Annotated in this window: 10 protein-coding genes; 3 read left to right on the top strand and 7 right to left on the bottom strand. The window is 59.0% G+C overall.

What is annotated here, in order from left to right:
- Positions 1-120: 120 nt before the first annotated feature.
- Positions 121-597 (bottom strand): hypothetical protein, encoded by a 477-nt coding sequence (locus ROSERS_RS11770; protein ID WP_011957003.1) that lies wholly within the window; start codon positions 595-597, stop codon positions 121-123.
- 204 nt (positions 598-801) lie between these two features.
- On the opposite strand from ROSERS_RS11770, the gene ROSERS_RS11775 reads away from it, so the two are divergent.
- On the top strand, positions 802-2,904 hold the full coding sequence (locus ROSERS_RS11775) for a thioredoxin domain-containing protein (RefSeq protein ID WP_011957004.1): 2,103 nt from the start codon (positions 802-804) through the stop codon (positions 2,902-2,904).
- Between the two features lie 243 nt (positions 2,905-3,147).
- Here ROSERS_RS11775 and ROSERS_RS11780 read toward each other — a convergent pair whose 3' ends face one another.
- Complete coding sequence (locus ROSERS_RS11780) at positions 3,148-4,110, bottom strand: IS110-like element ISRfsp2 family transposase (RefSeq protein WP_011957005.1); 963 nt, start codon at positions 4,108-4,110, stop codon at positions 3,148-3,150.
- A 194-nt stretch (positions 4,111-4,304) separates the two neighbouring features.
- Entirely contained in the window at positions 4,305-5,267 is a 963-nt protein-coding gene (locus tag ROSERS_RS11785; RefSeq protein ID WP_011957006.1) for an IS110-like element ISRfsp2 family transposase, read from the bottom strand.
- Between the two features lie 324 nt (positions 5,268-5,591).
- Between ROSERS_RS11785 and ROSERS_RS11790 the strand changes: the two genes are divergently transcribed.
- Complete coding sequence (locus tag ROSERS_RS11790) at positions 5,592-6,002, top strand: DUF3592 domain-containing protein (RefSeq protein WP_157041058.1); 411 nt, start codon at positions 5,592-5,594, stop codon at positions 6,000-6,002.
- A gap of 12 nt (positions 6,003-6,014) precedes the next feature.
- Here the strand turns inward: ROSERS_RS11790 and ROSERS_RS11795 are convergent, their stop codons facing one another.
- Positions 6,015-7,742, bottom strand: a complete 1,728-nt coding sequence (locus tag ROSERS_RS11795; protein ID WP_011957008.1) for a choice-of-anchor Q domain-containing protein — start codon at positions 7,740-7,742, stop codon at positions 6,015-6,017.
- A 239-nt stretch (positions 7,743-7,981) separates the two neighbouring features.
- Between ROSERS_RS11795 and ROSERS_RS11800 the strand changes: the two genes are divergently transcribed.
- Entirely contained in the window at positions 7,982-9,334 is a 1,353-nt protein-coding gene (locus tag ROSERS_RS11800) for a DNA methyltransferase (RefSeq protein WP_011957009.1), read from the top strand.
- A gap of 7 nt (positions 9,335-9,341) precedes the next feature.
- Here ROSERS_RS11800 and ROSERS_RS11805 read toward each other — a convergent pair whose 3' ends face one another.
- From ROSERS_RS11805 to ROSERS_RS11815, 3 genes are all read right to left on the bottom strand, one after another.
- Positions 9,342-10,370: an SLAC1 anion channel family protein gene (locus ROSERS_RS11805; RefSeq protein ID WP_011957010.1), complete on the bottom strand. Its 1,029-nt coding sequence runs from the start codon at positions 10,368-10,370 to the stop codon at positions 9,342-9,344.
- Between the two features lie 113 nt (positions 10,371-10,483).
- The gene (locus ROSERS_RS11810; protein ID WP_011957011.1) at positions 10,484-11,908 is read right to left on the bottom strand and encodes a malic enzyme-like NAD(P)-binding protein; all 1,425 of its coding nucleotides are present in this window, start codon (positions 11,906-11,908) and stop codon (positions 10,484-10,486) included.
- Between the two features lie 93 nt (positions 11,909-12,001).
- Complete coding sequence (locus ROSERS_RS11815; protein WP_011957012.1) at positions 12,002-12,997, bottom strand: M23 family metallopeptidase; 996 nt, start codon at positions 12,995-12,997, stop codon at positions 12,002-12,004.
- Positions 12,998-13,118 lie beyond the last annotated feature (121 nt).

Raw genomic sequence — 13,118 nt, forward strand, 5'->3', positions numbered from 1 at the left:
CATGAGGGATTGAGAGCAGCGTCGATAACGTGCAGTGGTCGTAGGCGCGAAATAAAGCCAGGCGCTTTACCTGAATAGCAGTTCGTACAGGTGGCGCACTGTTTGCAGGCGCAACCTGGCTTATGGGGCAACCGCGCCAGCGTAAGAGCGAGGTGTGGCAGGCGACGGCGCAGTAATTGTCAGTATCATATGCTCGATAGCCAACTCGAGTTGCGTCAGCCAGGCGCGATCTTCGCGTGAAAGCGACGTGTATGCCTGCGCCGCCTCGAAATACCAGCGCACCTGTTGCAGCAAATGCACACGCCTGACGCCAAAGCGCTGGACAATAACCCAGAGCCAGCGGTATTCTCGCTCGATGACTGCCAGTGTGTGGAAGCGAAGAGCTGCCAGCAGAATAACATGAAAGCGTTGCGGAGTCTGCTGGAACATGATCTGCTGCGAGAGTTCGGGATCGTCTGACGGAAGGTTGGGGCAGAGATCCGGATATTCGGCTGCAAGCCTGCGGGAAACCTCTTCACAAATCGTGCTGCGCTGCGCATCAAGCGCCTGCGCCAGCGCCGATCCGTGTGCACTGAGCCACGCTTCAAGTGATTGCATCGGCTCCCTCTCTCCAGGAAGGACAATGCCTTCATGCCCAACGATCGCTGTAGCACCTTGAGTATAGCACGGTAAGGGTCGGTTGTGGAGAAGGTAATCGAAGAAAGACGATGCACGCGAATATACTGAAATTATGCTAGACTTTTGTTGCGTAAATGGACAGTCCTGGCGAGGGTCAGCAGCTATACCGGGAAGTGAGTAATTATGTCGAGCAACAAGCGCGATAGGCGCCCGAACCGCCTGATCAACGCGACGAGTCCCTACCTGTTACAACATGCGTACAATCCAGTCGACTGGTATCCCTGGGGGGAGGAGGCATTAGCACGCGCAAAAGCGGAAGACAAACCCATCCTGCTGAGTGTCGGCTATGCGGCATGTCACTGGTGTCATGTCATGGAGCATGAGTCGTTCGAGGATGAAGAGACTGCGGCGCTGATGAACCAGCACTTCATCAACGTGAAAGTTGATCGTGAAGAACGCCCGGACATCGATGCCATCTATATGACGGCCGTGCAGGCGATGACCGGCAGTGGCGGATGGCCGATGACCGTCTTCCTGACCCCCGACGGTGTGCCGTTTTTTGCCGGGACGTACTTTCCACCCGAAGATCGCTGGCAGATGCCATCATTTCGGCGGGTGCTGCGCTCGGTTGCCGAGGCGTATGCTTCCCGCCGGAACGAGTTGCTGGCGCGCGGGCGCGAACTGGTCGAGCGGATGCGAGAGGCGATCAGTATGCACATGCCGGGTGGCACACTCACGCCAGCTGTGCTCGATACTGCATTCATCGGGTTGCAGCAGGCATTCGATCCGGCATTCGGCGGTTTTGGGCGCGCACCGAAGTTCCCGCAACCGATGACGCTGGAATTCTTGTTGCGCTATGCGGTACGGACCGGTAGAGGCATGGAGATGCTCGAAATGACGCTGCGCAGGATGGCGGAAGGGGGAATGTACGATCAACTCGGCGGTGGTTTCCACCGATATAGCGTCGATGCGCAGTGGCTCGTGCCGCACTTCGAGAAAATGCTCTACGACAATGCGCTGCTGGCACGAGTCTATCTCGAGACATTCCAGGCGACTGGCAATGCATGTTACCGCCGCATTGCAGAGGAAACACTGGATTATATGCTGCGTGAAATGCACCATCCAGAAGGAGGATTCTTTAGCACGCAGGATGCCGATTCATTGCCGACGCCGGATGCAACGCACAAGCACGAGGGGGCGTTCTTCGTCTGGACGCCTGCCGAGATCCGGGAAGCGCTTGGCACGGATGCGATCGTTTTTTCGGCATTGTATGGGGTCACAGATCAGGGTAACTTCGAAGGAAAGAACATTCTGCACGTGCGGCGTTCACCGGATGAAGTCGCGCGTGTGATGGGGATGCCGGTCGAACAGATCGAAACCATCGCCGCGCGTGGACGCCGGATACTGTTCGAGGTGCGCCAGCGGCGCCCGATGCCAGATCTCGACGATAAAGTATTGACAGCGTGGAATGGCATGGCGATACGCGCTTTTGCACTTGGCGCTGTTGCTCTCGACCGCGAGGACTACCGCATCGCAGCAGTGCGGTGCGCCAGGTTTGTGCTGACCAACCTGCGCCGCGCCGATGGCGAATTATTGCGTTCCTGGCGTCGTGGCGTCGCTAACCCAACCCCCGCGTTCCTTGAAGATTATGCACTGCTGGCGGATGGACTGCTGGCATTGTACGAAGCGACCTTCGATCCGCACTGGTTGCTGGAAGCGCGCGCGCTGGCCGATTCCCTGCTGGAACGCTTCTGGGATGAGGGTCTTGGCGGTTTCTACGATACCGGCAAAAACCACGAGCAACTGGTCATTCGTCCGCGGGACACCGGAGACAATGCGACGCCGAGCGGCAGTTCGGCGGCTGTGGATGTGCTGCTGCGACTGGCGCTGATCTTTGACGAGGCGCGCTACCGCGAACGGGCGTTGAGCGTGCTGGAGTCAATGGTTCCTGTTATGCAGCGGTATCCAACCGGCTTCGGGCGCTACCTGGCGGCGGCTGAGTTCGCATTGGGTCAACCGCGCGAGATCGCTCTGATCGGCAACCCGGAAGATGCCGACACCCAGGCGCTGGCAGCAGTTGTGTTGAAACCATTCCTGCCGAACCGGGTCATCGTACTGGCTCGCCCCGGTGAAGATCCGCCGCGCATTCCATCGCCGCTGCTCAACGGACGCGGGCAGATTGATGGCAAGGCAACCGCCTATGTCTGTCAGAACTACGCCTGTCAACTGCCGGTGACCGAGCCCTCAGCGCTGGAAGCGCAGGTGCGCGGAAGACAGAGCGGGTAAGTTGTTCCACCATGCGCCAGAAATGGACATCACTGCCAAAACGCACCGCCGAGACGCTGAGCGCGCAGAGAACGCCAAAAACGAATGTTGTGCGATGCGCGGCGAAGCATACGTTTGAGTCAGGCAATAGACAATCTTGCGCGGTGAACTCCGCGCCGCTGCGGTGACATACCCTTTTGCAGGATACTCACACGCCAGGAGGAATGCCATGAGTGGCGCACCGCCGAGTAACTGTGTTGCTTGTCAAGGGGCGCTCGTATGCACAGCCGGATCCCAGGGCTTTTGCTGACGCAATATTGCGCCGAGAATAGTCAGCAGCTTGCGCATCGCAGCGACGATGGCGACCTTGCGCGGCTTGCCAGCTTGACACAGGCGCTGATAGAAGGCGCGCCTGACCAGACGGCGCCGCGTGGCCGCCAGGGTCGCCATGTACAACACGCTGCGCACATCCCTCCTGCCGCCGGAGATATGCCGGGGTTTGTGCTGTGCGCCGCTCTGATTGGCATACGGCGCAACGCCCACAACGGCCGCCGCTTCCTTGCGCTTGATGGTCCCCAGTTCGGGCAGGCGGAGCAGCAGGTTCAGTGCGGTGATCGCGCCGATGCCGGGCACGCTGTCGCGCAGCTCCCGTTTCCGGCGCACCTCGTCGGTGCGCTCCGCCTCGTTGTCGCGTTCCTGCTCAAGCGCACGGATCTCCTGATCCAGCCAATCAATATGCTGCTGGATGCCCGGGCGGAGGTTCGGCGCGGCAGCCGTCAACCGATTGATCTCAGCCGTCCGCATCTGAATCACCTGCTCCCGCCGGACCAGCAGGTCGCGCAAGGATGCGCGCTGCTCGTCCGTCGCTTGGTGGTGCGGCGGGCGCACCCGTTCGGCAAAGCGGGCGAGCAACCGGGCATCCAGGCGGTCGGTCTTCGCCTGGCGTCCTTCCGCGTGCGCCAGGGCGCGCACGCGGCGTGGCTGCACCCGCGCCGTCGGCACGCCAGCCTGGAGCAGTTGGGCGAACACCATGCGCTCCAGCCCGCCGGTCGCCTCCAGCACAATCAGGGTCGGCTGCAGGCGCTGGAGTCGCGTGACCAGGAGCTGGACACCTTCGTCGGTAGACGGTATCGTCTCGCGTGGCGCGTGCGGGTCGGCGCCAAACGCCACATCCAGCGTCTGTTTGGAGACATCAATGCCGATAAAGAGCGACTCACGGGAAGCCATACACAGAACCTCCTGAGGAAAACGGCGCCAGCCTTGCTAGCATATGCGGGTTTGAGGGCCCAGATAACTGTTCGGCTTGGTCGCGTTGAAGGACACGGCTACCCAACACTCCGCGGCGATCTCGTGAACCTGGCGCAGAACGGTATACCGTGTCCCGTTAGATTATACTAGACGCTGAGTAACTGTGTTGCTTGTCAAGGGGCGCTCGTATGCACAGCCGGATCCCAGGGCTTTTGCTGACGCAATATTGCGCCGAGAATAGTCAGCAGCTTGCGCATCGCAGCGACGATGGCGACCTTGCGCGGCTTGCCAGCTTGACACAGGCGCTGATCGAAGGCGCGCCTGACCAGACGGCGCCGCGTGGCCGCCAGGGTCGCCATGTACAACACGCTGCGCACATCCCTCCTGCCGCCGGAGCTATGCCGGGGTTTGTGCTGTGCGCCGCTCTGATTGGCATACGGCGCAACGCCCACAACGGCCGCCGCTTCCGTGCGCTTGATGGTCCCCAGTTCGGGCAGGCGGAGCAGCAGGTTCAGTGCGGTGATCGCGCCGATGCCGGGCACGCTGTCGCGCAGCTCCCGTTTCCGGCGCACCTCGTCGGTGCGCTCCGCCTCGTTGTCGCGTTCCTGCTCAAGCGCACGGATCTCCTGATCCAGCCAATCAATATGCTGCTGGATGCCCGGGCGGAGGTTCGGCGCGGCAGCCGTCAACCGATTGATCTCAGCCGTCCGCATCTGAATCACCTGCTCCCGCCGGACCAGCAGGTCGCGCAAGGATGCGCGCTGCTCGTCCGTCGCTTGGTGGTGCGGCGGGCGCACCCGTTCGGCAAAGCGGGCGAGCAACCGGGCATCCAGGCGGTCGGTCTTCGCCTGGCGTCCTTCCGCGTGCGCCAGGGCGCGCACGCGGCGTGGCTGCACCCGCGCCGTCGGCAAGCCAGCCTGGAGCAGTTGGGCGAACACCATGCGCTCCAGCCCGCCGGTCGCCTCCAGCACAATCAGGGTCGGCTGCAGGCGCTGGAGTCGCGTGACCAGGAGCTGGACACCTTCGTCGGTAGACGGTATCGTCTCGCGTGGCGCGTGCGGGTCGGCGCCAAACGCCACATCCAGCGTCTGTTTGGAGACATCAATGCCGATAAAGAGCGACTCACGGGAAGCCATACACAGAACCTCCTGAGGAAAACGGCGCCAGCCTTGCTAGCATATGCGGGTTTGAGGGCCCAGATACCTGTTCGGCTTGGTCGCGTTGAAGGACACGGCTACCCAACACTCCGCGGCGATCTCGTGAACCTGGCGCAGAACGGTATACCGTGTCCCGTTAGATTATACTAGTGCGCAGAGAACGCCAAAAACGAATGTCGTGCGATGCGCGGCGAAGCATACGTTTGAGTCAGGCAATAGACAATCTTGCGCGGTGAACTCCGCGCCGCTGCGGTGACATACCCTTTTGCAGGATACTCATCCATGTACGCCAGGAGAAATGCTGTGAGTGATGCACTGCTCTTCGTTACGCTCTTTTGCGTCGTTCCAGTGATCATTTTTGGGCTGGTCGCGTATGGACTGATCCAGCGTATGTACCGCTTCCAGGAGGTTCTGGCGGATGGCGTCGAAACCGAGGCAGTGGTTGTGCGCAAATATGACCGTTCACTGTCTTTTGGCTGGCGGAAGCGAGTCGTCTTCGAATACCGCGATGCGTCAGGCGCGATCCATCGGAAGGATGAAGCAGTCTTCTCATCGGAGTATGATCGCCTGCAGGCAGGAGACACGATCAAGGTGCTCTACTCGGCGAAACGACCGTATGTGTTTGCCTTCAAAGAAGCCGTTGAGCAATCCCGCGCCGCTATGGCACGCGAGAAAGGGCGACAACACGACCAATCATCTTCTGACACACCGTGAACCGTATGACGTTCAGCGGACGACGAGCGGGAGAAAAACGGCTTCGCTCAAATTGGGCGCGGAACTGCCGAATTCAAATGCACCGCTGTCACAGGCGCCAACGCGCGGAAAGCCGCGCTGGTCGAAGGGCGGGCAATCACGCCCGACATCGATTGCGGCAGCGCCGGGTGGCAGAGCAATGGTTGGCGTTGCGCCGCCGTGCATCGCCGGAGCACTCAAACCAAGCGCCACCACCGGCTGGCTGGGGAAACAACTCGTATCTCCCTCCTGAATATTGCCGCCTTCGCTGGTTGATACAGCGCGGATGCAATTCCGCCCATTCGAGCCAGGCACAAGCAGAGTGTTCCTGAGCGTCATGGTCGTGGTCCTCTCCCAGTTCAGGTTGGCGCCGTTTGCGCTCTGGTTGCGCACCAGGGTGACATTCACCACACGGGTGTCGCGCAGTCCGTAGATTGCGCCACCATATTCGGCGGCATTATCGTAAAATGTACTGTTGACCACGGTAGCGCTGCCAGCGTTCCCGATTGCACCGCCGAACCCCTGACGACCGACCACCTGGTTGCCGGTAAAGGTGCTGGCATTGATTGTCATCGTCGCGCGGTAACTGACAATTGCGCCGCCACGAGTGTCGCCCCTGCCGTCCACACCGGCGCGGTTGGCGTCGAACAGCGAGTCGTTGACTGTTAGCGGACCGGTGTAGTTGTACAGAGCGCCACCATCGCGCCCGGCGCTGTTTCCGGTGAATGTGCCAGCCGATACGACCATGGTTGTTGCTTCACCACTCAGAATTGCGCCGCCTCCGCCGTCAGAAACATTGTCGGTAAAGGTGCACGAGTGCAAATGCGCCTGTGCTTTCCAGGTTCCCAGCGCCCCTCCCTGCGAACCAGAGCGGTTATTGCTGAAGTTGCTGGTCTGGACGCGGAGCGTGACGTTGTAGTCGGCGAACAGCGCGCCACCTTGCAGTCGTGCGTAGTTCCGGCGAAACTGACTGCCGACGATCGTTATGGTTGCGCCGGGATTGTTGCCATAGATCGCGCCGCCTAAACCGATATCTGGCTGAGATTGCGTCCCCTGCGCCTGATTGTCTTCAAACAGGGAAGCATACGCTTCGAGCGGCGAGTTGTCCATGAAGATGGCGCCGCCATCGCCAGTGGATGTGTTGGCGGCAAAGGTGGAGTTGCGAATGACGACGCGGCCGCCCTGAAGCGCGTAGATCGCGCCGCCATCGCTGGCGTGATTGCCGATGAACGTGCTGCGTTCGACTTTCAGTGCGCCGCCGTAGACATAGAGCGCAGCACCGTTGCCCGCCCTGCAACCGGTAAACGTGACATCGATCAGGTCGACGGCGCTCTGGCGTGCATAGACGCAACCGCCAAACGACGGCTCGAACCCGCTTGATCGACCGTTGGCGAGCGTCAGGTTGCGCAGCGTCAATTTCGTGCCGGCGCTGAGTTTGTTAACATACATGATACGGGTCGTTCCCTGACCATCGAGGGTCACCAATCCTCCGCCATCGATCGTTGCCGCAGTGCGAATATCGAGGGTTGCCGCAATCGGGATAGTCACCGGCGCGCTGCCGCAGTTGAAGCGGATCTCGCCACCCGAAGCCAGCGCCGCCGCCAGGGCATCGCGCGTGCAACTCGCCGGCGTTCCATCACCGACGACACCGGCAGCGTGCGCGGGAGGCGTCGGAAGGAGCATACCAATGCCAAGCAGGAGCATGATGATATATACGCGCATATGTTTCCCCTGATGATTACAGTGTCACGATGGCAGGCAACAGAGTTGCTGCCCGAACGAAACTGTAAACAAAAAGGGAACACGTGAAAAGATGGTTTTGATTACGGGGTGATCTCAGTTGCGGCGCCGGAACAGGACTGTTGGTTCAATGTTGCGTGCATATCGAGTTGCCATATGCTCACAAATGTTCTATACTACGTCCGAAATGACGAGCGTAGCGCTCTTGAAGGAACCACAGCATGAAGCACACCGAAGCACTGCTGACCACATCGATGACGTATCTGCACAAAAGCGGTCATTACAAAAGCAGGGGTGATGTCAACAAGATAGACGATCAGGATCGCCCCGCACACGACTGGTATCGCTTTGTGCTGTCCTTTCCACCACATCTGGTTCGCGAATACCTTAAGCGTTTTGGCATCAACTCGCGCCATCGTGTCCTCGATCCTTTTTGCGGCGCTGGCACAACCATTGTTGAATGCAAAAAACTGGGCATTCCAGCCGTTGGTATCGAGGCAAACCCGCTTGCGCATTTTGTGGCGCAGGTCAAAATTGATTGGTCGCCCGACCCGGACGAACTGATCCAGCATTCCGAATACGTTGCAGAGCGTGCACGCGCGCAGCTCGAAGCCGACGGCATTGAGGATGATCCGTTATTTCCTTCGATGCAACGTGCTGATGCGATCCGCAATCTCCGAACCCTTGAACCGGACGTGATGCACCTCTTACTGAAAAACTCCATCAGCCCCCTTCCCTTGCATAAAGTTCTTGTCCTCCTCGATACGCTCAAGACGTATGCCGATCAACGATTTGAGCGTCACCAGCGCCTTGCACTGGCAAAGGCGCTCCCCAATGCAATTGGCAACCTTCATTTCGGTCCGGAGGTTGGCGTCGGACCGGCGAAGCCCGACACTCCGGTGATTGCTGCGTGGCTGGAAGGCGTGGCTGCGATTGCACGCGATCTGCGCCACTTAAGACATCTCAATCATACTGAAGCCATGATTTGCCACGCAGACGCTCGAAGCATCGGAGATGTGTTAGAACCTGCTTCAATTGATGCAGTTATTACTTCGCCACCCTACCCGAATGAAAAGGACTACACACGAACAACGCGGCTTGAGAGCGTGCTTCTCGGTTTTATTCGCAGCAAATCAGACCTTCGAGCTCTTAAGCATCACCTTATACGCTCAAATACCCGTAATGTGTACACGTCTGATGATGATCAATGGATCGCGCACCACCCCCATATTCAGCACCTCGCCGACGTGATTGAGTCACGTCGGCGTGAGTTGGGGAAGACATCGGGTTTTGAGCGCCTTTATGCGCGAGTCACCAGGCTCTACTTTGGCGGTATGGCGCGACACCTTGCCCAACTCCGCACCGTACTTCGTCCAGGGGCGCAGCTTGCCTATGTTGTTGGCGATCAGGCGTCCTACTTCCGTGTCATGATCCAGACCGGCGCGCTGCTGGCTGATATCGCCCGACAGTTGGGATATGATCTGGTCGGCATTGACCTCTTCCGAACCCGGATCGCCACTGCAACCCGGATGCAGCTACGCGAAGAAATCGTTGTTTTGCGCTGGCCTGGTTAAGGACTCCTCAATCCTCCTCAACAAAAACCTTCCTATTGATAATCGCGGAGAATGTGCGAACGAGGAGCAGGGTGATCAGCGCTGCCAGTGCAACGAGCAGGATATACGCCAGCGCATGGAAGAATAGCAACCCTGTCTTCGCCACCATCAGCACGGTTGCGATGGTGATAGCCGCTGTTGGGAATGAGTATGCCCACCACGAAAGATAGAAGGGAATCTTTACGAATTGTCGATACTGAACAAGCAGCAGCATGAACAGGAACAGCCCGACATAGTACAGGATTCGCGCAAAACTATCCAGTTCAAAGCCGCTGATTGCGTGCTCCATCAGTTTGACGTATGAAATGAACCCAATCGCAGGAGGCGCCATCATGATAAACAACGTCGGGATGAGACGCTCTGGAAGCGGTGGTTGATGAAAAATAAGCCGGTACAGCACGAGTGTAAACAGCGCTATCCAGAAGATCAGACCGAAGCTGAAGAAAAACCACGATATTTCGGCAGGAGCGTGGTCCACCCCCGCAATTGGTACGATGATATTACCCACGACCGGGATGAACCAGGCAGGGTTAATATGCTGGATCTGCAATGTCGATCGTTGCATCCACGCAGATAGAATCGCAATAGTGAACACCAACTGCGCTACGGTACCGGCGATCCATACATAGCGCGAAATATCGTGGTTGAGGCGCAGAAAAGCGATACTGAACAACAGCAGACTGATCGAAATCGTGGGAAAGAAGTTGATTTTGACCGGATGCGCAAACTCACGTTTGACTGCATCGAAATGTCGCGCAGTCTTCAGGGCATAGATGGTTGCAATTGACAGAAAGGCTGCCAGCGAAAGGATGAGCGCCACACCGCTGATCGCAAAGGGCAGCGCCAGCAGGCGTTCCGCTCGCTGCCACGCAATCGTTGCGCCGGTCAGTCCGAGTACAGTGGCAAAGAACGAGACCGGCACATACTTCAGCTGCGGGCGCACATCCACCTTGCTCTGATCACCTGTCGAAACGTGGATCGATGACTGCTCTATCATGGGCGCACTCCTCATACCTGCTGCATCAGGCAACCTGCGATCACCGGTAAGATGAAGCGACTGCGCTTCAGGTTACACGAAGACCGCAGTGAGTGCGCCCGATCAGACAGGCATCACATCTCCTTTTCCGCGCGCGCGACCCCTTCCGCCCGCGCCGCACGCGCCACAGCCGCTGCAATCGCGGGCACGATGTCGCGATTGAAGACGCTGGGAACGATGTACTCCTCGGTCAGTTCCTCGCGGCTGATAACGCTTGCCAGACCTTCAGCGGCAGCCAGGCGCATGCCCTGCGTAATCTTTGCCGCGCGCACATCGAGCGCTCCGCGAAAGATACCGGGGAAACTGAGGGCGTTGTTGATCTGGTTGGGGAAGTCGGATCGCCCGGTTGCAAGAACACGCACATAATGCTGCAACATCTCCGGATCGCCTTCAGGGATCGGGTTGGCGAGTGCAAAGACGATCGGATCGCTCCCCATACTCCGCACCATATCAACAGTGAGGATATTTCCTGTCGAGACGCCGATGAACGCATCAGCCCCGATGAGCGCTTCCGCCAGCCCGCCGCGACGTCGCTCGCGGTTGGTCATCGCAGCGATCTGGCGCTGAAATGGGTTGAGCGGCTGATCCTCGTCGGCATTCAGAATGCCTGCCCGATCAACAGCAGTAATCTCGCCAACACCGGCGCCGAGCAGGTTGCGAATAATGGCGGTTCCCGCAGCGCCAACGCCATTCACCACCACCCGCATCTGATCGAGACGCTTTCCAACCAGCGTTGCGGCGTTGCGCAACCCCGCCAGCACCACAACCGCCGTGCCGTGCTGATCATCATGCATCACCGGAATGTCGAGACGCTCTACCAGCCGCTCTTCGATATCGAAGCACTGTGGCGCGGCGATATCCTCCAGATTGATAGCGCCGAATACTGGCGAAATTTGCTCGACCGTCGCAACAATCATGTCCGGGTCCTGGCTCTTCAGACAGATCGGGAATGCGTCGATATCCGCCAGTTCCTTGAAAAGCACCGCTTTTCCTTCCATCACCGGGATCGCTGCCGCAGCGCCAAGGTTGCCCAGCCCCAGCACTGCGCTCCCGTCGCTGACGATTGCCAGGCTGTTTCTCTTGATGGTGAGCGAAAAGGCATTTTCTTCATCACGTGCAATCGCACGGCAAACACGGGCAACTCCAGGGGTGTAGATCAGCGACAGATCATCGCGGCTTTTGAGCGGCGTGCGACTGTGAATCGAAATCTTGCCGCCCTGGTGCAACGAAAATACCCGGTCGCTCACATTGGTGACGACAACACCGGGGATGGCGTTGATGCGGCGAACGATGCGGTCGCCATGGAGTTCGTCCTGCACGCGAATGGTAATGTCGCGCACGATATGCTTGCGGTCGACGCGCACAATGTCGATGGCGCCAATATTCCCGCCATTTTCACCAATCGCAGTGGCGATTGTCCCCAGCATACCGGGACGATTTTCGATCTGACAGCGAATCGTCAGCGTGTAGGCGATTCCTTGATGATTCGGTACGGTCATCGGGCGCTCCTGTCCTTGTGGGGTATCACCTTCGCCCGAATTATACGACACATGTGAGGACACGCTGACAGCGAAAAAGAATACGGGCGCTGTCTACTGCCCGAACACGAACGGCGTTGGATCGATGTTGATCCCCTGCCGCCAGATCTCGTAGTGAAGATGGGGTCCGGTCGCATAGCCGGTGCTGCCGACTGTGCCGATCTGTGCACCGCGGTGCACGACCTGTCCTTCGCTAACCATGATGCTATCTAAATGCCCATATGCGGTGACCCATCCCGTTTCACGGTTTTCGATCCGGACGAAGTTGCCGCCGGGCCAGCTGCCGGGATACACCCGTGCAATCCCGTCGTGGGTGGCGATCACCGGTGCGCTGCGCGTTGCTCCTGGCTCAGCGTATCCGTCGCCGTCGCTATCGATGGCGAAGTCGAGCGCACCCCAGATCGTTGCGGGTGCATGTGTTCCTTCACCATACCCCTGCGTTACAACGATCCGCCCAACCGGTGCAATGAGCGGGTAACCTCGCGGTGCAGCACGATCACCGTGTTTCGCGCCGATAGTTATGGCAGGCGCCACCGACGCCGGTTCGATGACCGGCTCGGACGATCTGATCGGAAGCGGTGGCGGCGTCTCGTGACGAGATTGAGGATCGGCGGCAGTGTCCAGGATCGCCGCAGCAAACATTGCAACGGGGAGCGCCCCGCCGACGGGCGCCGTTTCCAAAGGGCGTTCAACAGGCGCAGCAAGCGGAGCAGGCGGCGATTCAATCGATTGGGGCAGGGCGGGCAGAAACTCGACGTGAGACAACAGCGATGTGGTCAGGGCGGTGGTCGTCAGCATAATGGCAAACGGCGTCGCCAGACGCTGAAGATCGAACAAACGCGGAGGTTGTGCTGCAACGTGCAGCGCGCTGGGAAACGTTTCAGGCGCCACCGCGAGGACGTTCGCCAGTTGTGCGCGGGTAACACTATCGAGGCTCAGGATGCCAAGTTCGATAGCGCCGAGGTTGCGCGCCGGAATACCGGTAAGGAGTGCCAGATCGGTCAGGGTCAATCCACGATTGCGTCGGAGGGTTCGGAGTGTAGCAGTCATACAGGGCGACAGTGTTCAGCTTGGTTGCGAATACCTGCGCCGAGGATACATCAGAACATCGCCGGTGTGCATGACAACATGCTTACATACCATGCTACCCGGCTGATGATCATTGAAGAAA

Origin of the sequence: Roseiflexus sp. RS-1 (assembly GCF_000016665.1) — a bacterium.
In the GTDB taxonomy this organism is placed as follows: domain Bacteria; phylum Chloroflexota; class Chloroflexia; order Chloroflexales; family Roseiflexaceae; genus Roseiflexus.

Bases quoted from the DNA above. Each gene is read 5' to 3' on its own strand.
- ROSERS_RS11780 (WP_011957005.1), bottom strand. From the start codon at position 4,110: ATGGCTTCCCGTGAGTCGCTCTTTATCGGCATTGATGTCTCCAAACAG.
- ROSERS_RS11785 (WP_011957006.1), bottom strand. From the start codon at position 5,267: ATGGCTTCCCGTGAGTCGCTCTTTATCGGCATTGATGTCTCCAAACAG.
- ROSERS_RS11805 (WP_011957010.1), bottom strand. From the start codon at position 10,370: ATGATAGAGCAGTCATCGATCCACGTTTCGACAGGTGATCAGAGCAAG.
- ROSERS_RS11775 (WP_011957004.1), top strand. From the start codon at position 802: ATGTCGAGCAACAAGCGCGATAGGCGCCCGAACCGCCTGATCAACGCG.
- ROSERS_RS11770 (WP_011957003.1), bottom strand. From the start codon at position 597: ATGCAATCACTTGAAGCGTGGCTCAGTGCACACGGATCGGCGCTGGCG.
- ROSERS_RS11810 (WP_011957011.1), bottom strand. From the start codon at position 11,908: ATGACCGTACCGAATCATCAAGGAATCGCCTACACGCTGACGATTCGC.
- ROSERS_RS11795 (WP_011957008.1), bottom strand. From the start codon at position 7,742: ATGCGCGTATATATCATCATGCTCCTGCTTGGCATTGGTATGCTCCTT.
- ROSERS_RS11800 (WP_011957009.1), top strand. From the start codon at position 7,982: ATGAAGCACACCGAAGCACTGCTGACCACATCGATGACGTATCTGCAC.
- ROSERS_RS11815 (WP_011957012.1), bottom strand. From the start codon at position 12,997: ATGACTGCTACACTCCGAACCCTCCGACGCAATCGTGGATTGACCCTG.